We start from the raw sequence: 21,224 nt of genomic DNA, 5'->3' as shown, positions 1-21,224 counted from the left end.
ATTTAATATTTTTTTTAATTCCTTCTTTGAGGAATTTGATCCGCAATACTCAGTTTCATCAATTCAAGAGAAAACTGTACACTTGAATTGATGAAACAAGAATATTCGGTACGTCACTATGCACCACGAATTTGTACTCTTTTATAAACGATAAGTAAAGACCCCAGTTTTGGGTCTCATTAATAATCATACATTCCTTTTGCATAAAGTATAAATTTCTCCACTGACCAAAGCCTGTCTCGGTGTGACTCTGGATATGCTTTATGATAAGGTTTTGGAACAACAAGAATCACCTTCTCATCATGCATTTCTTCTAATTGATTAACAGTAATTCCTTGTTGTAAGGTCAATAAATGTTTAGCTGGAATTCGATTCGCCTCGTTAAGAATCTGTCTCCATCTGTCTTTACAAGTCGTTTTAGCTCCTAAAAAAATCAAATTGTTTGAAGCATATAGGTTATCTGCATACTCATTACTTGAGGGAAGAATAAAGTCAGGTTGCTTTTTACCTTCTGTTTTACCAGGATGACTAAAAGGAATATTCATTTTTCTCAGAATAAAATCAATATGGTGCTCTAATGATTTTCCAGCTCTACTCTTTCTTCGATTTAGTGCACTACTAGCAAATTCTAAAAGTAAATCTAACTCATTAAATGGTTTTATCAGAACGTCTTTATAAATATTTCTTTCTATTGCACGAAATAAACTGTACTCTGTTTCAATCCATTTAAGTAGCATTTTATCAGGATTGAATTTCTTAATTTTATATACTTCGTTGTATATTTCTCTTGCTATTTCTGCAAGATGTATTGTTTCAGGAAAACTTTCATATTTGGATGCTTTCTCATTAATCAACATTTCTATCTTATTCGAAAGATCAACATCTCTTTTTTCTCCCTCTATATATACTGCATTGTTATTAATCAGAGTAAGTGAAAATTTATCTTCAAAGGTTTCAATTACTTCTTCAGTATTAAAAATATATACCTTGAAATTTTCATGATCTAAGGGGATAAAAACAATTAAATTTCCTACTTGTTGTTCTTTTTCGAATGGAGAATTTGTCCAAAACCTTGTAATACGATATTCATTTCTCGTACCTTTCCCATAATAAATTATTCTACTTTCAAATGGATAGTAACCATCTATATGTATATTTACCATTTTAGAATTATTTTCTCCTTTTATCCCCTCCTTTTCAAAAAATATTTTCCAAGCTCCTTTTGCAATATGCAGTCCTTCTTGATGTGCATTTGTTAAACCAACATCATTTGCAGTAATAAATTTACAATAAAAGCGACCATATTGCTTGGCCGCCTCGATCGCTTTTTCTAATTGCCCCCTACTATGTGGTTGCATATTCAACTCGCTCCTCATGTACAAAATCTTGGATTAGTTCGTCCCGTTCAATAGCTTGTACCATTTTTTCAGCAATTAATCGAACAACTGGAACGGCAACACTATTACCAAATTGTTTATAAGCTGCCGTATTACTTACTACAATTTTAAACGTTTCTGGAAACCCCTGTAAGCGAGCACATTCTCTAGGAGTTAATCTTCTTGGATTTTTCCCATCTTCTTGTGGAATTAAAATTTCACTTCCATCTTTATAATATCTTGCGCTAAGTGTTCTACTATATGAATGTAGATTAGCAAGACCGTATCCAAAACCATTTCCTTTTTTTGCATGTTTTTCTTTATAGGCCTGTAGATATGCCCATAACTTGTCTGACAAAGTATATTTTTCTTCAACATTTTCTTCAAGTATAGAGTAAAGAGACGGACCCACACTAGGGATTATAGGAAACTCAAATTTAAGTGGCTTTTTAAAACCTACTATATATATACGTTCTCTATTTTGTGGAACAAGTCCTTTAGCATTAAGTACATCAGCATAAACCGTGTAACCAAGCTCTTCCTCCAAAACTTTTTTTATCACTTTAAAAGTTTTTCCTTTATCATGACTTCTAAGATTTTTAACATTCTCTAGTAAAAATGCCTGTGGTTTCTTTTCTTTTATAATTCTTGCTATATCAAAAAATAAAGTTCCTTGGGTCTCATCAAGGAATCCATGTTCTCTACCAAGACTCTTCTTTTTACTAACACCCGCAATTGAAAATGGTTGGCAAGGAAATCCAGCTAAAAGTATATCATGGTCAGGGACTTGTTTTTCATTTACCGTTCTAATATCTCCAACCGGTTTTTCACCAAAATTAGCCTCATAAGTTTCTTGCGCTTTAATATCCCACTCACAAGAAAATACACATTGCCCATATGGTTCAAAAGCAGTCCTTATCCCCCCGATTCCAGCGAACAAGTCAATAAATCTGTATAACACATTCCCCACCTCCAAACACCTGTTCATGTAATGGTAATTATATCAAAGTTTTAATTCTTTTTGTTGAATTATATGTTATAATATTAAAGTTATTTTTTAACAATTCCCTCTAAGTCGAGGTGGTATAATTGGCTAATATAGTTATTTACTATAACTCAAATAAAGGAGAAAATACACAACAAGCTGTTGAACAAGTAAATAATATTATTCACCAATTGGAAAAGCATCATGTAATTTCCGGAGTTTATATAGACAATTTTGATCAAAGCATCGAACTAATGGATCTTCTAAATTCCCCTCTAAAAAGATTAGATTACATTTATATTAATAAGCCTATTAAAAATGAATTTGATAAAGAGTTAATATATCAATTATCTAAAACTGAGCACTTTAAACTAAGATACTTTAATGAGATATAATATTTTGTTATTATTATTTCATAAGATATTTGAACAACCAATTTTCTAGTCAATTCTAGTTATAATGTAAGATTGTTTATACGGAAATAATTTCACAGGAAAATTCAATAGAAGAAAAAATATAAAGAAGCTTCCGAACAGTCAATTTCCTGACTTTTTGAAAGCTTCTTTATAATAATACTCTATTTAAATATTCCCCTTACTCCAAATCCCACAAATGATAATCTATCACTTAGTACCCAATATCTTTACCTGTCCATAAGCTACTATCAAATACTCTGCAAAATTGTAATCAGAATAAAGAGTAATAACCGGCAAGTCTCTTCCCAGATTTCCTGTAGTTCATCATTTATTACTTTTCTCTTTTCAACGATTGGTTATGACTTTCCATGTGCTAACAATTGATCCTTTAGCTGCGCAACTAAATTGGCAGCAAGTATCATTTTCACAAATATTTTATCCAGCTTTGGCGTTCCTAGAAAGTATCAGGATTTTTGTCAAATTCTACATACCGTTCTTTTTTGTATTAACTGAATTACTTTACAACATTACATTGCTCTATTACTTCCAAATCACTTTCTACAAGATAATAATCAACAATCGCCAGCATTGCTTTTCCAGCATGAAGCATAGCTCTTTCATCAAAGTCAAATTTAGGATGATGATGCGGATAGATAGCACCTAATGATTCATTTCCGGCTCCTGTAAAGAAAAGCATGCCTGGCTTTTCTTCCAAATAATTAGCAAAATCCTCACTGACTAACAGCGCTGGAACTTCTTCTACATGTATTTCTGGTAATGCAGATTTCATTGTACTGGCAAATATCTTTGTTTCATTCGGATGATTATACACCCCTGCTACTCCATGAAAATAGTTAAATTCATAATCAGCCTTTGAGCTTAAACAGATTCCTCTGATAGCATCCTTCATTTCTTCCTCTACTAATTGCTGTACCTCTTTTTCATATGTTCTCACTGTTCCTTTTAAAATAGCAGAATCAGCTATGACATTGGCAGCATCTCCGGCATGAATGGAACCAATGGAGACAACTGCTGTTTTCTGGGGATGAACTCTTCTGCTAACGATATATTGAAGCTGGTTAATCAGCTGTCCGGCAACAGCAATCGAGTCAACCGTATCATGCGGAGAGGAGCCATGACCGCCTTTTCCCTTAATTTTAATCTCGAATCCGTCTCCTGCTGCTGTGGTATATCCTTTTGTATAGGAAATCGTTCCAACAGGGATTAGGCTCCACAAGTGATTAGCAAATATAGCATCCACCCCTTCCAAACAATTGTCCGCAATCATTTTTCTTGCTCCTCCTCCTCCTTCTTCTGCATGTTGAAAGATTAGTACTACGTTTCCGGCTAGCTGATTTCTATTTTGTTGCAGAACCTTACCAACAGCCAGTAAAGTTGCTGTGTGTCCATCATGTCCACATGCATGCATGACTCCGTCAACTTTTGATTTATAGGAAACATCTTTTTCATCCTGAATGGGTAGTGCATCAAAATCGGCTCTTAGTGCAATGGTTTTCCCTGTCTGTGCTCCCTTTATAAACCCGATTACTCCCAAGCCACCAACATTGATTTTCCTCTCAATTCCATAATCCGATAAGATGGATGCAATGAGCTTGGAAGTCTCATATTCTTGATTTGTAAGTTCGGGATGCTGATGTATATATCTACGCCATTCCACCATTTTATCGTACATTTCCTCTAATTGAAGATTCCAATTGCTTAGCATTCATTCTTCCTCCTCTATTATTATATCAACTTATAGCCTAAGTATTATTCTGTATATTCTGAATATTAATCTTATAACTAAGTATAACGCGAAAAAATGCATAATACAATTTCATCTTTCGAAATCCGAAATAAGTGCTAATTTATTGTTTTTTACATGTTACTATTCTACTAGAAATATTGTAACTACTATTAAAAGTTTTGACCCAGTAATTATAGTTATTTAGCGGCTAAAAAAAGAGAATCAGCAAAATGCTAATTCTCCTAAACTTGTTATATAATCCCCTGCTCAATCATAGCATCTGCAACTTTAATGAAGCCTGCAATATTAGCACCTGCAACTAGATTTCCTTTAGTAGCATAATCCTCTGAAGCTTTTATACTTTTGCTATAAATATTTTTCATGATATCTTGTAATTTCTTATCTACTTCATCTTGAGTCCAAGCTATTCTAGCGCTATTTTGTGCCATTTCTAAAGCTGAGACTGCCACTCCACCTGCATTTGCTGCTTTGGCAGGTGCAAATAACACATTATGATGGATAAAGGTATCGACTGCTTCTAGAGTAGAAGGCATATTTGCCCCTTCCCCTATTGCCTTTACCCCATTGGCGATTAACTTTTCTGCTGATTCTTTATTCAACTCATTTTGTGTTGCACATGGCAGAGCAATATCGCAAGGAATCCTCCAAATACCAGTATATCCTTGCTGGTAGATTGCCTCAGGATGCTTATTCACATATTCAGAGATTCTCTTGTTTTCTTCTTCTTTTAATTGTTTCACTGTATCTAGATCTATTCCATTTGGATCATACACGTAACCACTGGAATCGCTGCAAGCAACAATTTTTGCACCTAACTGCATCGCCTTCTCCATCGCATAAATAGATACATTTCCTGATCCTGACACAACAACCGTACTATCTTTAAAGCTTAGCCCCTGATTTTTAAGCATTTCTTCCACAAAGTATACTAATCCGTAGCCAGTTGCTTCTTTACGACCTAAGCTTCCGCCATATCCGATGCCTTTACCGGTTAACACACCTGCTTCATAAGCGCCTTTTAATCTTTTATATTGTCCAAACATATAACCGATTTCTCTTGCACCTACTCCAATATCTCCAGCGGGCACATCGATATCTGGTCCGATATGCTTGCTAAGTTCTGTCATAAAGCTCTGACAAAAACGCATAATTTCTAAATCTGACTTCCCTTTAGGATCGAAATCGGAACCACCTTTTCCGCCACCTATCGACTGACCAGTTAACGAGTTTTTAAAGATTTGCTCAAAACCAAGAAATTTAATAATACTTGCATTAACAGAAGAATGAAATCTTAATCCTCCTTTATAAGGTCCAATCGCATTATTAAATTGGACACGATAGCCACGGTTTACTTTTATATTTCCTTTGTCATCCATCCAAGGTACTTTAAAGCTAATCATTCGATCTGGTTCAAGCATTCTTTCTAGTACAGCATATTTTATATATTTAGGATTTTTTTCAAGTACAGGAACTAAAGACTCGAGGACCTCTTTAACTGCCTGCTGGAACTCCTTTTCGTGAGGATCACGTTCTTGAACTTGAATCAATAATTGGTTAATGTAATCTTTCACGGTGTGTGTTTGAAACTCATCTTTTTTCTCCAGCACTTTCATCCTTTTTCAGCCCCTATATTATTTTAATGTTAGAATATTCTCTTTTCTAAAAGTTGTTTTTATTTTATAATTTTATAATTAATAGGTACAATACTAATTTCGGATTGAATTCATGCGTTTCGCGCATGAATAGGAGAGTGGATAATGGAAATAAGACAAATCCAGTATTTTTTGGAAGCGGCGAAAAGGGAACATATTACTGAAGCTGCTGACGCTTTGCATGTGGCACAATCCTCTGTAAGTCGACAAATTTTCAATTTAGAAGCAGAATTAGGAGTAGAGCTTTTTATACGCGAAGGAAGAAGCGTAAAATTAACACCTCTCGGAAAAGTTTTTTTTGAGCGGATGAAACAAGTATGGAGTATGATGGAGGATGCGAAAAGAGAAGTAGAGGAATCACTTGATCCTGAAAAAGGGACAGTCAGAATTGCATTCCCTATCAGTATGGCTGCTCATACGTTACCTTCTATCATTTATTCATTTCGCAACCGATATCCAGAAGCAAAATTCCATATGAGCAACGCCCTGTATTATGACCTTATCGATGGAGTTATTAATGGAGAATTTAATTTGGCAATGATTGCGCCAATGCCAAACCGAGAAAAGGAGGATAAAATTAACGGTGCTACATTATTTACAGAAAATATTGTTGCCCTACTTCCTCTTCATCATCCATTGAGCAATCAAAAAGAGTTACAGCTAAAAGATTTAAAGAATGATCCCTTCTGTGTCTTACCAGAAGGATTCGTATTCAGGGACCAAGTGGTTAAAGCATGTCATGATGCAGGATTTTCTCCACAGATTGCATTTGAAGGAAAAGACATAGATGCACTGAAAGGATTAGTATCTGCCGGGTTAGGAGTAGCCTTGATGCCAGAAATGACATTGGTGGATAACACACCACGTTCTACTTGCGTCATTCCCCTTTCAGATGTTAATCTGACGAGAACCGTTGGGGTTATTTATCCAAGTCATCGCAAACTACTTCCAACAGAATCACTATTTTACCAATTTCTCTTAGAGACATACGAAAGATTGAATGAGTTTAAAAAGTAAACAGCCAAAAAGGGTGTCAAAGCATATCAGCTGTGACACTCTTTTTACATTAAATCAGCAATTAACATCCCAAAATGCAAACGGAAGATGCTCCTTAGTTATCCAATCTCATAAATGAACATTTAATTTTCCTTATTTTGACTTGAATGTAACGAAATAATAGATAGTATGACAATATTTAATGATAATTACCTAAATTTCGTAATGAAGATATAGTCCCTAGTGCCATCGATTCAATTTTGTTCTTTTTGTTATCGTTTCCACTACCATTAGTAAGCGATGCCATTCAGCGGTTTAATGGATAAAACGCCAAAAATATCTCCTAGCTTTCTTTCCATCTATGTATATTGACTTATTTGTAAAAAAAGATTTAGATTTAAAGAAATGGTTTATTGAGTACTACTAAATTTTTTTAAGGCTAGATAATGATATTAATGGAAAGAAAGGAACTTCTTAATATGAAAAGCATTCAAAGCCGTTTATTTTTTATGCTTCTTGCTTTCATTATCCTGCCCTATTTTTTAACGGTTTTAATTATTTATGGATATACAAAGGATAGTGTCGAACAGCATGAACTGCAAAACAGCAAAGAACAATTAGATAAATTATCCAAAGAATTAGAACAATATTTTAACGATATGATTAACCTTCCCTATATTTTATATAGAAATCCAGACTTTTTTCGGATTTTCACTAATGGCTATGAAGATTCCATTTATTTTAATCCAATTGCTATGGAAGAAAATATTGAAACTTTTTTCCTGATGCGTTCCGAAATCCGCCAAATTCGTTTTTATTTGGATAAGAATAAAGAATCATTCACTATTTATAATGGGATGATCAGCGCAAGAAAACCGCAAAATGATTTTATGATGCTAGACTCCATGCAAGAGCTGATTCATTCAAATTCACGTTTTTTAATAGAGCCTCCCCATACGATTGGAAACTATAATAATGCCGCGATTATACCTGAATCAGACAAAACAGAGGTTATGACTATCCATCATAAAATATTGGATCCTCTATCCAAAGAATTTCTTGGGGTTATTACAATTGATATGGATCTAGACAAGTATGCACAGATTTGCAGGAATCTATTACAGGAGAAAGGTGATTCCATTTATCTTCTTAATGAACATGATATTGTAATGTATACAAATGTTCATTCCCTAATAGGAAAAACAGCAGATGAGAAATTCCTTCATGCCAGCCAGGATAAAAGCAATGATATTATCTTATCTAAAACATTATCAAAACCACTTCATCAGTGGAAAATCGTAAAGGTGACACCTAGTGATAGATTATTTTATGATGCTAGACAAACCGCTTACACCAACATACTGGTTGGGATAGGGGTGGGGGTACTAGGACTATTAATGATCAGCATCCTTGCCTATTATATATCACGTCCTATTAAAGTGCTCAGCCAAAAGGTGCTTTCTATTAAAGGAGGAAATTTAAATATTCCTTTTACCGACAACCGCGAAGACGAAATTGGTCATCTAGAAAAGCATATGAAAGAAATGTTGGAGCGTATAAATCTCCATATTGATCGGGAATACAAATTGGAGATTGAGAATAGAAAAAATCAATTACGAGCACTTAAATCTCAAGTGAATCCACACTTTCTATTTAATGCTCTTCAATCCATAGGAGCAGTTGCGCTGCAAAATAGCTCTCCTAAAATCTATCAACTTGTGACATCCTTATCAAAAATGATGAGATACTCTATCCGAGCAGATCAGTGGGTTCTAGTTCGTGAAGAACTGGATTATATAAAAGCATACTTAACGCTGCAACGGGAACGTTTTGGCAGTAAGCTAAACTACTCTATTCATATAAGTGAAGAAATTCAGGGGATAAAAATCCCTAGTATGATACTCCAGCCACTTGTAGAGAACTACTTTAAACATTGCTATGAACAAGGCTATTTTAATTCTACATTATATATAACAGGCGAAAATAAAGAAGATTTTTTATATCTAATCGTTGAAAATGACTACTCAAGTTTATCAGCAGAAGAGCTGGAGACTTTAAGGAGTAATATCTATCGTGCTCCTTATGCTGGCGAATTTTCTCACGAGCATATTGGTTTAAAAAATATACATGACCGTCTTCTTCTAAACTACGAATCAAAAGCAGGTTTAGAGATAGATACCAACGAGGGGCATGGCTTTATCGTAAAGCTATATATCCCGATGCAAAATTAAATAGATGGTTCATCATTGCAAACCATTCTTTTCGAGGAGCCCATTCAATTTGAAAGTTCTTATTATAGACGACGAAATTAATGTACGATATGTTATTCGCTATATTGGTGAATGGAAAAAAAACGGAATCACGACCATCTTAGAAGCTAGCAATGGAGAAGACGCAATAAAAATCATCAAAAAACAAAAACCGGAAATTATCTTTACAGATGTGAAGATGCCGAAAATGGATGGCATAGAAATAATTGAGTGGCTAGATTCCATTTCTTATTCTGGTAAGGTTATTCTGATTACAGGATTTGACGATTATACCTATATGCGAAAAGCAATCCAGTGCAGCAGCTTTGATTATTTATTAAAACCGATTGAAGCTGAATCTTTAAACAATACTTTATCAGAAGCAGTACAAACATGGATAACCGAAAATAAAGATGCAGGTGTTTTAGAAGACGCAAAAAGACTGCGTTTGAATCAATTGGCTACACAAGCTTGTATGGGAGAAGAATTTGACTTAATAGAGCTTGCTTCTAGTCTTCCCGATACAGTCGAGTATGAACTAACGCTTATTTCTTTTTATCAGATGCACCATTCTGAGCCATATATCCAATTACTTGCCAATCAACTTATAGAAGAAGGAATAGGAAATGCTTTTGCCCTTCAACATGATCATAGCCTTTGCTTAGTAATTACTACTAGCCAACAATGGCTGTCTGTTGAAGAATGGATTATTCAGCAATTCGATATCCCTATCCGAATCGTAAATGGAGCGTCACTTCTATCGTTGGGAAAAATCCATGAGTCTTATCAATCGATGCAAAAAGCAGTGGAAGAACAAAATTACCGGACGATTCACCGTTTAAATGATATAGACGATGCCAAGCGAATGCAGGATATTGTTTCTTATGTTGATACTTATTATATGGAAGAATTAAGTTTAGAAAAACTTTCTAATCGATTTTTCTTAAGTCGCGAGCATATCTCTAGAAAATTCAAACAGCAAACAGGCATGCCTTTATCCAAATATATTATGAAACTGAGAATCGAGAGAGCTAAATACTTGCTTCGGGAAAAAGATGAAAACATTTATGCAATTGCTTTATTACTCGGTTATCAAGATGAAAAGTACTTTTCAAAATTATTTAAAAAAATGGTTGGCTTAACGCCATTTGAGTACAGAAACTGTCAGAAAACGTTGGACGCAAAGTAGATACCACCATCAATAATAAATGAGAGTGAAATAGCAGGAGTGAAATTATGACAAAGTGGACATTCACATGGCTTATTGCAGGATTGTTGATTGTTGCACTTTCAGCTTGTCAGCCAAAATCAGAAGAAGACTCAAGCGAAAGAAAAACAGCCGATGAACGCATCACACTAACTATCCGAAATCCAAAAGTAGAAATTTCTACCCAATTTGAAGAAATGGTGATGGCATATGAACGCGAACATCCAAATATAGATATTCAGGTTCACACTGTAGGTGGTGCTGCTGATGATCTTGCTGATTTGAAAGCTCAAATTGCAGCAGGGAATGGTCCTGATATTTTTACAAATACAGGGTATGACAATGTGAAGATATGGAGTGACTATTTAGAAGATCTATCTGATCAACCATGGATTTCACATGCATACAAAGACACCTTGAAACCTGTAACAATGGATGGCAAAGTGTATGGAATGCCCCTTAATATAGAAGGATATGGATTCATATATAACAAAGATTTATTCCATAAGGCAGGAATTCATACGCTTCCTAGAACGTTATCTGAGTTACAGGCTGCAGCACAAACATTAGAAGAATCTGGTATTACGCCCTTTGCAACTGGATATTATGAAGAGTGGAAGCTTGGTGATCATCTCTTAAATATTGCATTTGCACAACAAGATGATCCTGAAGCATTTATTGCCCAACTAAACAAAGGAACCACAAAAATTACGAACAATCAAAAATTCTTAGATATTATTTCTTTACTTGATACTACCATCAAATATGGAAACCAAAATCCCCTAACAACGGACTATAATACAGAAGTTGATCTCTTCGCTTCGGGAAAAGCTGCGATGATCCAACAAGGCAATTGGATTCAGCCAATGATTGATCAGCAGTCTCCGAACATGAACATTGGATTTCTGCCAATTCCTATTAACGAGGAACCAGCTGACGCAATCGTTGTTAACGTTTCTAATTATTGGGTAGTTAACAAGCAATCATCTGCTGAAAAGAAAAAAGCAGCCAAAATTTTTCTAAACTGGATGGTATTTTCAGAGCAAGGAAAGTCCTTTATGACAGAACAATTTAAATTCATTCCAGCTTTTGACCATATAGAGGCACACCATCTAGGACCGCTTGCAACGGAAATTATGAACTACTATCAAACAGGAAACACCCTTAGAGCCAATTGGTTTTCCTTTCCTGGTAGTGCACGAGAAGAGTTTGGATTAGCTATGCAATTATACGTAGGTAATCAGCTAAATCGAGAACAATTGCTGCAAGAATTTCAAAAATCTTGGGAAAGGGCTGCCGCTTCGTCTTCCCACTAATTCCCGCCTTCTAATCGCTCCCTTTTGCAGGGAGCGATTTTTTGTTTGTGTGGTTTCGAAAACCCCTGGCTATGCCGGGGGTTCTAAAGAGCTTCAAGCGTGGTATTAAAAAACCCCCCTTCAAATGGTAGGATAAAGTTGGTTTCCCGACCACTTTAACTCGCCATAGAAGGAGGTATGCCCCTTGAAGGACATGAATAGTTTAGCACACACGACATGGAATTGTAAGTATCACATCGTATTTGCACCAAAGTACAGAAGACAAATTATTTATGGGAAATACAAAAAGAGTATTGGACAAATTATCCGGGATTTGTGTGAACGAAAGGGTGTTGTCATTCATGAAGCCAATGCTTGTCCTGACCACATTCATATGTTAGTAAGTATCCCACCAAAATTAAGTGTGTCTCAGTTCATGGGTTACTTGAAAGGAAAAAGTAGTCTCATGATTTTCGATAGACATGCCAATTTAAAGTACCGATATGGAAATCGTAAATTTTGGTGTCGTGGCTTCTATGTTGATACCGTAGGCCGAAACAAAAAGCAAATACAAGAATACATTCGAAATCAGCTGGTAGAAGACTACCGAGCTGACCAGTTAACATTGTTCGAAGAGTTTGATCCGTTTACAGGAGAAAAAAATAAGAAGAAATAACGGAATTCTTTAGAATTGGTGAGAGAATGTGGTGCAAAAGGGAAACCCTTTCAGTGGGCCTTTAAGGCCAAGGCCGGTAAGAGAGGCTTTCAGCCGCAGAGCAAACCACCAGTTCACACTGGTGGTTTTGATTTTTGCAAACATTCATTCTCTCTATCTGAAATAAGTAAGAAGGTCCCGTTCTTCTATTACATCCCCTAGTATATTCGATTTATCTTATATCAATATAAGACTAGATTTCTATCAATCTATGCCATATGCGCAGAAACTAGATTAACCTATAATTTTATTAGAAACACGGTGTATTTGCTGCTTTGTTTTTATAAATCAGCAGCTTTACCCTGTCCTTATCTTTTCACATTCTAGGAGGTAAACCATGAAATTGAACAAGCTTGCTAAACAAGCAACAGTCGTATCATTGAGTGCTGCTATCTTATTGGGAGGTAGTGGATCACTAGCTTTTGCAAAACAAAAGGAAAAGTCAGACCACAAAGAATCTTATGGTATTTCACATATCACTCGATTTGATATGGAAAAAATGACGGAACAACAAAACGATTCTAAATTTAAAGTGCCAGCTTTTGATGAATCAACAATTAAAAACATCCCTTCAGCAAAGGGCTATGATGAAAAAGGTAATTTAATTGATTTAGATGTCTGGGATACATGGCCGTTACAAAATGCAGATGGCACAGTTGCAGAATATAATGGCTATCAAATTGTATTTGGATTAGCTGGAGATCCTGATAGAGGATGGGATACATTTATTTACATGTTCTATAAAAAAATTGGTGATAATTCCATTGATGCATGGAAAAATGCAGGAAGAGTATTTAAAGACAGCGATAAATATGCTACCAATGATGTTATTTTAAACAATCAAGCAGAAGAATGGTCTGGTTCAGCCACTTTCACTTCTGATGGCAAAATTCGCTTATTCTATACGAATCGTCAAGGCTGGGATCCTGATCATGGATTTTTTGGAAAACAAACATTAACCACTGCCCAAGTTAATGTATCTAAACTAGATGCAAATACATTAAAAATCGATGGTGTGGAAGATCATAAATCCATCTATGATGGTGGAGATGGATCTGTATACCAAACAGTTGATCAAGCTTTTTCGGGTGGGAATTATGCAGATAACCATACATTAAGAGATCCTCACTACGTTGAAGACAATGGCCATAAATATCTTGTATTTGAAGCTAATACAGGAACAGATTATGGCTATCAAGGAGAAGAATCATTATTTAATAAAATCTATTATGGGGGCAGCACTAAATTTTTCAGAACAGAAAAAGAGCAGTTATTACAAAGCCCGAAAAAGAATTTAGCAACACTAGCAAATGGTGCATTAGGAATCATTGAGATTAATGATGATTACACACTAAAAAAAGAAATGAAGCCGTTAATTGCTTCCAACACTGTTACAGATGAAATTGAACGTGCGAATATCTTCGAAAAAGACGGAAAATGGTATCTATTTACAAGTTCCAGAGGTTCAAAAATGACTATTGATGGCATTAACGACAAAGATATTTACCTATTAGGATATGTAGCTAATTCTATTACTGGACCATATAAACCTTTAAACAAAACAGGTATTGTCTTACATCAAAATCTAGATCCAAATGATATTACATGGAACTACGCTCATTTTGCGATTCCACAAAAGAACAGTGACAATGTAGTTGTCACAAGCTATATGACAAACAGAGGATTATTTGAAGATCATCAATCCACTTTTGCTCCAAGCTTTTTATTAAATATTAAAGGCAATAAAACTTCTGTAGTAAAAAATAGCATTTTAGAACAAGGTCAAATCACTATAAATAAATAAACAAACGAGGTTGGGATAAAAGTATTTCAATTTAATATAACCCGAACAATTATACATTCATACTAAAAAGGATTCGTATAATTGTTTGGGATTTTTATTTATTGAAGAAAAAAGGTATGTGGTAATCACCCGCAGACTGAATACACTTCGCTTTCCATGGGGCGAGCGCCAAGCCTCCTCGTTCCTGCGGGGTCTTGGACTTTCTCGCAGCTCCCATAGGAGTCTCCGTGTATTCAGTCTGCTCCATTTAGTTCTTTTGAAAAAAAAGTTGGAACGAAATACTCTTTAAAAACGGAGTGAAATGGAGTGGAAGACACTCAACTCCTGCGGGAAATAGAGCAAAGCCTAAGACCCCACAGGCTTGCCGAGGAGGCTTAGGTTGCTCCCCGCGGAAAAGGAGTGTCTGTAACGCAATGGAACGAATTGGATACACCACTAAATTAGAGATTGTTCGTCTTTATCCATTATTTATTTTGCTTTGTCCCACCCTCTTTTACCAATAGCAAGAAATACAGGATAAGCGCGGTGATATTACTTGAAGAAACCAGCAAAGCACACACAGAAAGTCCTATTTCTCTTATGCCTTATTATACTTGTCGGCATCCTCTTATTTTGGCATCAAATCACTAAGGTTTTTACTGAAACAGTAGACCAGCAAGAAAAGACCGTTGTTTCTGATGGTCAATCCTATCGTGCCAAATACCATTTCACTACACCTGACAAGTGGAAAAATGATCCGCAAAAACCAATCTATTTAGATGGCTTCTATCATTACTATTATCTTTACAATGGTGATTATCCTGACGGTAATGGCACAGAATGGAGACATGCTGTTTCAAAAGATTTAGTGCACTGGAAGGATAAAGGAATTGCCATTCCAAAATACACAAATCAAAATGGAGACCCTTGGTCAGGTTCTGTCGTTGTTGATAAAGAGAATACAGCTGGATTTGGATATGGCGCACTTATCGCAATCGTCACTCAGCCATCAGCCAATCAGCAAAAACAAGAACAGTTCTTGTGGTACAGCCTCGATAATGGCAGTACATTCACTTCATACAGCGATACGCCTGTTATGACAAATCCTGGAACCGATGATTTTCGTGATCCCAAAATCATTTGGTCAAAAGAGTATCATAAATGGATAATGTTAATGGCAGAAGGAACAAAGATTGGTTTTTATGAATCCTCTAATATGAAAGATTGGACATACCTCAGCGATTTCTTCACAAATGATATAGGAATTGTGGAATGTCCGGACCTTTACTATATGCAAACAAATGATGGAAGCTTCAAATGGGTGCTTGCTGCGAGCGCAAATGGAAAAACAAAGAATCAGCCCGCTACTTATGCTTATTGGATTGGTCAATTTGATGGAAACCATTTTACAGCTGATCATCCAGAACCCCAATGGCTTGATTATGGTTTAGATTGGTATGCTGGGGTAACATTTGAAGATGGAAGCAATAGTGAAGATTACAAGAAAAGATATGCTTTTGCGTGGATGAATAATTGGAATTATGCCGACAATACCCCTACATTACAAGAAGACTTTAACGGAATGGATTCTGTTGTTCGACAAATTCAATTAAAAAATAATGGGGAAAATTCCTATTATTTAGCTTCCCAACCAATCGAAGCATACAACAACCTGGCCAAGACAAAAGATCATCTAAAGGAAATAGAAGTAAACGGCCAAAAGCAACTAGAGATGACAGGAGAAATTTATCAACTAGAGACAGACATCTCATGGACAGAGTTAGATAATGTCGGTTTAAGACTTAGAGAATCTTCTGATCAAACGCGATATGTGAATGTAGGAATATTTATAAAAGAAAACTACTCGTATGTAGATCGTTCTTTTACCGAACATCCAGATCAGCAGAATTCACATTCAGAAAGTACAGCCCCCTTTCCTGCTGAACAAAAACAAGTACATTTAAAGATCCTGGTTGATAAAAGTAGTATCGAGTTTTTTGTAGATGATGGGAAGGTTGTGCAATCGAATTTAATATTTCCTCATGCGGTTGATCAAGGCATCACGTTGTATGCAGATGGAGGAACAGCAATCTTTAAGAATATGACAATTACACACTTTGATTAATGGATTTGGGCATTCTTTCTTCAGACAGAGAACCGAACATCCTTTTTCACTAATTGCCAGCTTTCTTTTTCCAATCTACTGTATGGTCTCCCCCAGGAGTGATGACATTTTTTCTTACGTGTAAGAATCTTATTTGTAAACAAAATGCTCCATACACTCTATTTAGAATCCATATAAAAGCACTTTTCCTTTTTTGCGAAAAGTGCTCTTACATACTGTATAATACTTTTATTTTACTACCCTTATTCTAATTTCCTTTGCAATTTTCGTTTCTGGATGCTTAACCTGTATGCTTGTTACTCCTGGCTTTAATGCTTTAATGGAAATACCCTTCTCCTCGTCATCAGACTCCGTGATTTCGATTATGTCTTGTACAGCGCTGTCCCAACTAAAAGGAGAACTGCTCTTAATCCAATCTGGCTTTAAAATCGCTTTAATAGTTTTGATTTCCCCTTCTTTAATAGTTAAATATTCCGAACTTACTACTATACGTTCGACTTCATTTTCCTTTGGGCGTTCTCTCCAGGTTGAATATAAAGGATAAAAGTCTAGTGAAACAACCTTCATACTACCACCTTTTGTATATAACTCTATTCCGTTGCTCGTAGGCTGGGAATAGATTAATTTCGTAAAGACATATTCCCCGTCGTTTATAAACACCTCAACAGATGATTCATCAACAAATCCTCTTATCTTTATTCGTTTCTCCTCAACAGGGTAAGTAGTTGTATGGTTATTACCAAATTGAAATGGATTCCCATTTCGATCCAATAACGTTTCTAATCCAGCACGAGATCTATCTAAGAATAGTTTTTTACCTAACGTATTTACACCTATAACCGTATTTTCGTCCTCTGATTGTCGAACGCGAATACCGAATTCCTCTACGTTTTCCCATTCCAGCACAGCTTCAAATTCATAAGTGGTACCAGAAAAATCAGGAATTGACTGCTCCCCATTAACCTTCATAGGATCAATAGCAATATGATTAACACGTAAACTTTCTAACTCCCTAACCGGTTCTTGAAATAACTTAATACTTCCATCCTTAACTGTTTTCAAATGCAGTTCACGTGGAATTGACATAGATCCCTTCCATGGTTCCGTCGGCGATTGATAAGGATATCTCCAATTCGCCATCCAGCCTAACCATATTCGGCGGCCATCTTTTTCCGGGATATCAGAAAAGGACTGAGCTGCATAAAAGTCTTGCCCAAAATCTGTTGTCAAAATAGTTTCTGGCGCATTATCATTAATAAATTGTGTTCCGTCAAACTCTCCAATAAAATATTGAGCAGTTGATCCATTTGTTTCTTCATTATCTCCAACACTAACTTGCAATACCCATTTCTTATTATTCTCATCACCATCTACAGGCAATTCGAATAAATCAGGACATTCCCATACAGCTGCATGAGATCCCTCCTTATCCCCAAATTGACTCTGAAACTCCCAGTCAATCAAATTATCAGAACGATAAAACGTCACACTTTGATTTGTCGAAACAACCATTACCCATTTTTTAGTACTCTCATGCCAAAATACTTTTGGATCACGAAAATCCTTTATTCCAGGGTTTGGAATAACCGGATTTCCTTTATATCTTTCCCATGTTCTTCCATTATCTTTGCTATAAGCAATACTTTGAGATTCTCCACCCTCTGTATTTGTATAGATGGCAACTAACCCGGCTTTCCCATCAAAAAATCCTGTGGAATCATTCCAATCCACCACAGTGCTTCCAGATAATGCTTGCCCTAGGTTATCATGTTCTAACGCAATCGGCAAATGCTCCCAATGTAATAAATCCCTGCTCACTGCGTGTGCCCAATTACCATTTTTTTGATGAAACAGATGATACTCTCCCTCAAAATAGATGAGTCCATTAGGGTCAGCTAAATTTCCTGAAGGGGTTGAAAAGTGATATTGAGGTCGATACAATTCTGTATAATAATCAGAAGTGGCAGCTTCCATATTATCCGGTCTCAAGGCATCCAAATTTTTCTCTTCCTTTCCCATTTGATGGATACTACAGCCAGTTAATAACCATGCAACAGACAAAACAGCTGTCAAGATTCTTTGTCTCAATTTGCTTCTCCTCCTCTCCTCCTTTTTAGCACCATTTATCCTCCCTTTTTATTAACTACTATAAAGTCTTCGATTTGGTGAAGAGTAGGCATGGCTGGAATTCCACCTTTATTTGTTGCCACATATGCTCCCATCGCATTTCCGAAATTCAATATTTGCTTTAATATATCTTCGCGTATTTTAAAATTCAATAAATCCCTCTTTAATAATTCATATAGCACGCCAGCAAGAAATGCATCTCCGCATCCAGTTGTATCAATTGCTTTTACAGCTGCTCCTGGGACAAATACTAAGCCATCCTCTCCATATGCATAGCTTCCCTTATCTCCCACTGTTACAAAAAGCAGCCGTAAATCAAACTCTTTAAATAACTGCTTTGCTCCTGAAAAAATATCTGTTGTATTCGTTAAAAATGCTAATTCTTCTTCCGAAACTTTGACTATATCCGCAAAATGCAAGACTGCTTCGATTTGCTCTTTTGCCTCCTCTAAGCTTTGCCATAGTAAGGGACGAAGATTTGGATCAAATGAAATAATCTTATGTTGTTCTTTCGCATAATTTAATGCTACTAAAGTTGCTTCTCTTGCTGGCTCATTTGTCATGGATATTGATCCTACATGGAATATTTTAGCATCTGCTATTAATGAAAAGTCCACATCGTCCTTAGATAACATCATGTCCGCACCAGGCTGTCTATAAAAATCAAATGAACGATCCCCCTGATGATCAATATGCACAAATGCTAGTGTCGTTTTTATTGGGGAATAAACAATTCCATTTGTTTGCACCCCTTTATTCTGTAAGGTAGCAACGAGTAATTCCCCAAAATAATCATTTCCTACGCTCCCCATAAATTCTGTTCTCAGCCCTAAACAGGATAAAGCCACTAGAACATTTCCCGGGGCTCCACCTGGATTTGCAACAAGAATCGGAAACCCCTGCTCATTTTCTCCTTGGGGAGTAAAATCAATTAAAATTTCTCCTAATGCTGCTACATCGATCATATCTCTACACCACTTTTCTAACTTTTTTCCATTGAGTTTCGTATAAAATAGCCAGAGGATAGATTTATCCAATCCTCTGGCTTTCCATTATATATCAACTTTTAGAAGGAACAGATACCTTGCCATATACTAGATTTACTTTCCCTTCTTCTGCAAACAAACATATTCGTTTGCTTACTTTATCAGGGAAAATTAAACTTGTTAATGCTTGCTCTCCGCCATTGATAAATAATTCTAAGGAGGCAGAATCTACAATTATTCGTAACTCAAGTGAATGAGAATCCTCAAGACAAACTCGCTGCAGTTTAGGAAAAATATCGGAAAAATCAACCACCCCAGATTTTTCACGAGACAGACTCAGTATATTTTCTTTCGCATCAATAGTAATAGTTGTATGCTGTGAATCTGTATGTTCTATCCTTAATCCATACTTATTTGCATTTATATTCTTGAAGGATAGGATTATCTCTGTGTATTCATGATCTACTTCAAAAACAGTGCTTTCTTTGTCTGTAATGATTGTGTCTGTTCTTTCTTCTTTTCTATCAAAATAGGTATCTAATTCTCTTACTAAATGCTGGACGAGATAATACTCTCCCATCTTCTCACGCAGTTCCAGCTCTCTAGGAAGAGTCATCTGACTTCTCCATCCTTCTGTCGGAACTTGATTAGCATAACGCCAATTACTCATCCAGCCTAAATAAATTCGTCTTCCATCTGCTTCAGGAATATCAGAAAAGCTTACTCCAGCATAGTTGTCCTTCCCATAGTCCAGCCATTTTATATCTTCATGTTCTGGCGTAAATTCCTTTCCATCAAATGAGCCAACAAAATACTGCGTGCGAGATCCTTCATCATATTGAGGATTATCGCCAATACTGACAATAAGCACCCATTTTTTATCATTTGTATTGTCTATTGGTAACTCAAATAAGTCTGGACATTCCCATACCCCTTTGTGACAGCCGCAATTCTCTCCAAATTCACTTTCAAACTGCCAATCCTTCAAATTTGGAGAGGAATAGAAAGAGATTGTTTGTCCTGTAGCTAAAGCCATCATCCACTTTTGGGTATCTTTGTGCCAAAAAACTTTAGGGTCTCTAAAATCAGGATTGGTAGGGTGAGCAAGTACGGGATTACCGTCATATTTAATCCATGATCTTCCCTTATCTATGCTATATGCCAAACTCTGTGTCTGAACAGCCTCCTTGCCGTGATCTGGCTCCGAGTGATGGGTAAAAATAGCCACCAACCCGGGTTCTTCGTTAAAAAAGCCTGTTGTATTATTCCAATCTACAACTATGCTGCCCGAAAAAATGGTTCCATTCTCATCAGGATGTAAAGCTATCTCTAATTCATCCCATACAATTAAATCTTTGCTGACTGCATGCCCCCAATGCATGGGCCCCCATGTGCTACCATGCGGATTATGCTGATAAAATAAATGATATTCTCCTTTGAAAAACACTAATCCATTCGGATCATTCATCCAATTTTTTTTGGGAGAAAAATGCAAGGCTGGTCTGTATTTTTCGAGTTTAGTAATCTTCAATGTCATGCCTCCA

The 21,224-nt window shown here is 36.0% G+C and carries 15 protein-coding genes; 8 read left to right on the top strand and 7 right to left on the bottom strand.

The window, feature by feature from the left end:
- Positions 1-179: 179 nt before the first annotated feature.
- Together HHU08_RS08005 and dcm are read right to left on the bottom strand one after the other, a co-directional pair.
- The gene (locus tag HHU08_RS08005; RefSeq protein ID WP_169188219.1) at positions 180-1,358 is read right to left on the bottom strand and encodes a type II restriction endonuclease; all 1,179 of its coding nucleotides are present in this window, start codon (positions 1,356-1,358) and stop codon (positions 180-182) included.
- The gene (gene dcm / locus HHU08_RS08000) at positions 1,345-2,337 is read right to left on the bottom strand and encodes a DNA (cytosine-5-)-methyltransferase (protein WP_254414834.1); all 993 of its coding nucleotides are present in this window, start codon (positions 2,335-2,337) and stop codon (positions 1,345-1,347) included. Before dcm ends, HHU08_RS08005 begins: the two co-directional genes overlap by 14 nt.
- Before the next feature lie 128 nt (positions 2,338-2,465).
- On the opposite strand from dcm, the gene HHU08_RS07995 reads away from it, so the two are divergent.
- Complete coding sequence (locus HHU08_RS07995) at positions 2,466-2,756, top strand: hypothetical protein (RefSeq protein ID WP_169188217.1); 291 nt, start codon at positions 2,466-2,468, stop codon at positions 2,754-2,756.
- Positions 2,757-3,291: 535 nt separating this feature from the next.
- Here the strand turns inward: HHU08_RS07995 and HHU08_RS07990 are convergent.
- The gene (locus tag HHU08_RS07990) at positions 3,292-4,503 is read right to left on the bottom strand and encodes a M20 metallopeptidase family protein (RefSeq protein WP_169188216.1); all 1,212 of its coding nucleotides are present in this window, start codon (positions 4,501-4,503) and stop codon (positions 3,292-3,294) included.
- Positions 4,504-4,775: 272 nt separating this feature from the next.
- The gene (gdhA, locus tag HHU08_RS07985) at positions 4,776-6,158 is read right to left on the bottom strand and encodes an NADP-specific glutamate dehydrogenase (protein ID WP_169188215.1); all 1,383 of its coding nucleotides are present in this window, start codon (positions 6,156-6,158) and stop codon (positions 4,776-4,778) included.
- A 144-nt stretch (positions 6,159-6,302) separates the two neighbouring features.
- Between gdhA and HHU08_RS07980 the strand changes: the two genes are divergently transcribed.
- The 7 genes from HHU08_RS07980 (at position 6,303) to HHU08_RS07950 (ending at position 16,567) form a co-directional block, all read left to right on the top strand.
- Positions 6,303-7,214 (top strand): LysR family transcriptional regulator, encoded by a 912-nt coding sequence (locus tag HHU08_RS07980; protein WP_169188214.1) that lies wholly within the window; start codon positions 6,303-6,305, stop codon positions 7,212-7,214.
- A 458-nt stretch (positions 7,215-7,672) separates the two neighbouring features.
- The gene (locus tag HHU08_RS07975; RefSeq protein WP_169188213.1) at positions 7,673-9,424 is read left to right on the top strand and encodes a cache domain-containing sensor histidine kinase; all 1,752 of its coding nucleotides are present in this window, start codon (positions 7,673-7,675) and stop codon (positions 9,422-9,424) included.
- Positions 9,425-9,473: 49 nt separating this feature from the next.
- Positions 9,474-10,631 carry a response regulator transcription factor gene (locus tag HHU08_RS07970; protein WP_169188212.1) on the top strand — a complete coding sequence of 386 codons (1,158 nt, stop codon included), beginning with the start codon at positions 9,474-9,476 and terminating at the stop codon, positions 10,629-10,631.
- A 47-nt stretch (positions 10,632-10,678) separates the two neighbouring features.
- A complete protein-coding gene (locus tag HHU08_RS07965; protein ID WP_169188211.1) occupies positions 10,679-11,965 on the top strand; it encodes an ABC transporter substrate-binding protein in 1,287 nt (428 codons plus the stop codon).
- A 193-nt stretch (positions 11,966-12,158) separates the two neighbouring features.
- On the top strand, positions 12,159-12,620 hold the full coding sequence (gene tnpA / locus HHU08_RS07960) for an IS200/IS605 family transposase (RefSeq protein ID WP_098796075.1): 462 nt from the start codon (positions 12,159-12,161) through the stop codon (positions 12,618-12,620).
- Between the two features lie 376 nt (positions 12,621-12,996).
- A complete protein-coding gene (locus HHU08_RS07955; RefSeq protein ID WP_169188210.1) occupies positions 12,997-14,463 on the top strand; it encodes a glycoside hydrolase family 68 protein in 1,467 nt (488 codons plus the stop codon).
- Positions 14,464-14,998: 535 nt separating this feature from the next.
- A complete protein-coding gene (locus HHU08_RS07950) occupies positions 14,999-16,567 on the top strand; it encodes a glycoside hydrolase family 32 protein (RefSeq protein WP_205835591.1) in 1,569 nt (522 codons plus the stop codon).
- Between the two features lie 228 nt (positions 16,568-16,795).
- On the opposite strand, the gene HHU08_RS07945 is transcribed toward HHU08_RS07950, so the two are convergent.
- Genes HHU08_RS07945 through HHU08_RS07935 form a run of 3 tightly spaced genes read right to left on the bottom strand, consistent with a single transcriptional unit; the run spans position 16,796 to position 21,211 of the window.
- Complete coding sequence (locus tag HHU08_RS07945; protein ID WP_169188209.1) at positions 16,796-18,655, bottom strand: glycoside hydrolase family 32 protein; 1,860 nt, start codon at positions 18,653-18,655, stop codon at positions 16,796-16,798.
- A gap of 35 nt (positions 18,656-18,690) precedes the next feature.
- Positions 18,691-19,731 carry a carbohydrate kinase family protein gene (locus HHU08_RS07940; protein WP_328822990.1) on the bottom strand — a complete coding sequence of 347 codons (1,041 nt, stop codon included), beginning with the start codon at positions 19,729-19,731 and terminating at the stop codon, positions 18,691-18,693.
- Between the two features lie 22 nt (positions 19,732-19,753).
- The gene (locus HHU08_RS07935; protein ID WP_169188208.1) at positions 19,754-21,211 is read right to left on the bottom strand and encodes a glycoside hydrolase family 32 protein; all 1,458 of its coding nucleotides are present in this window, start codon (positions 21,209-21,211) and stop codon (positions 19,754-19,756) included.
- Positions 21,212-21,224 lie beyond the last annotated feature (13 nt).

Source organism: Niallia alba, assembly GCF_012933555.1.
Classification (GTDB): domain Bacteria; phylum Bacillota; class Bacilli; order Bacillales; family Cytobacillaceae; genus Niallia; species Niallia alba.
This window is presented reverse-complemented; position numbering and strand designations above follow the sequence as displayed.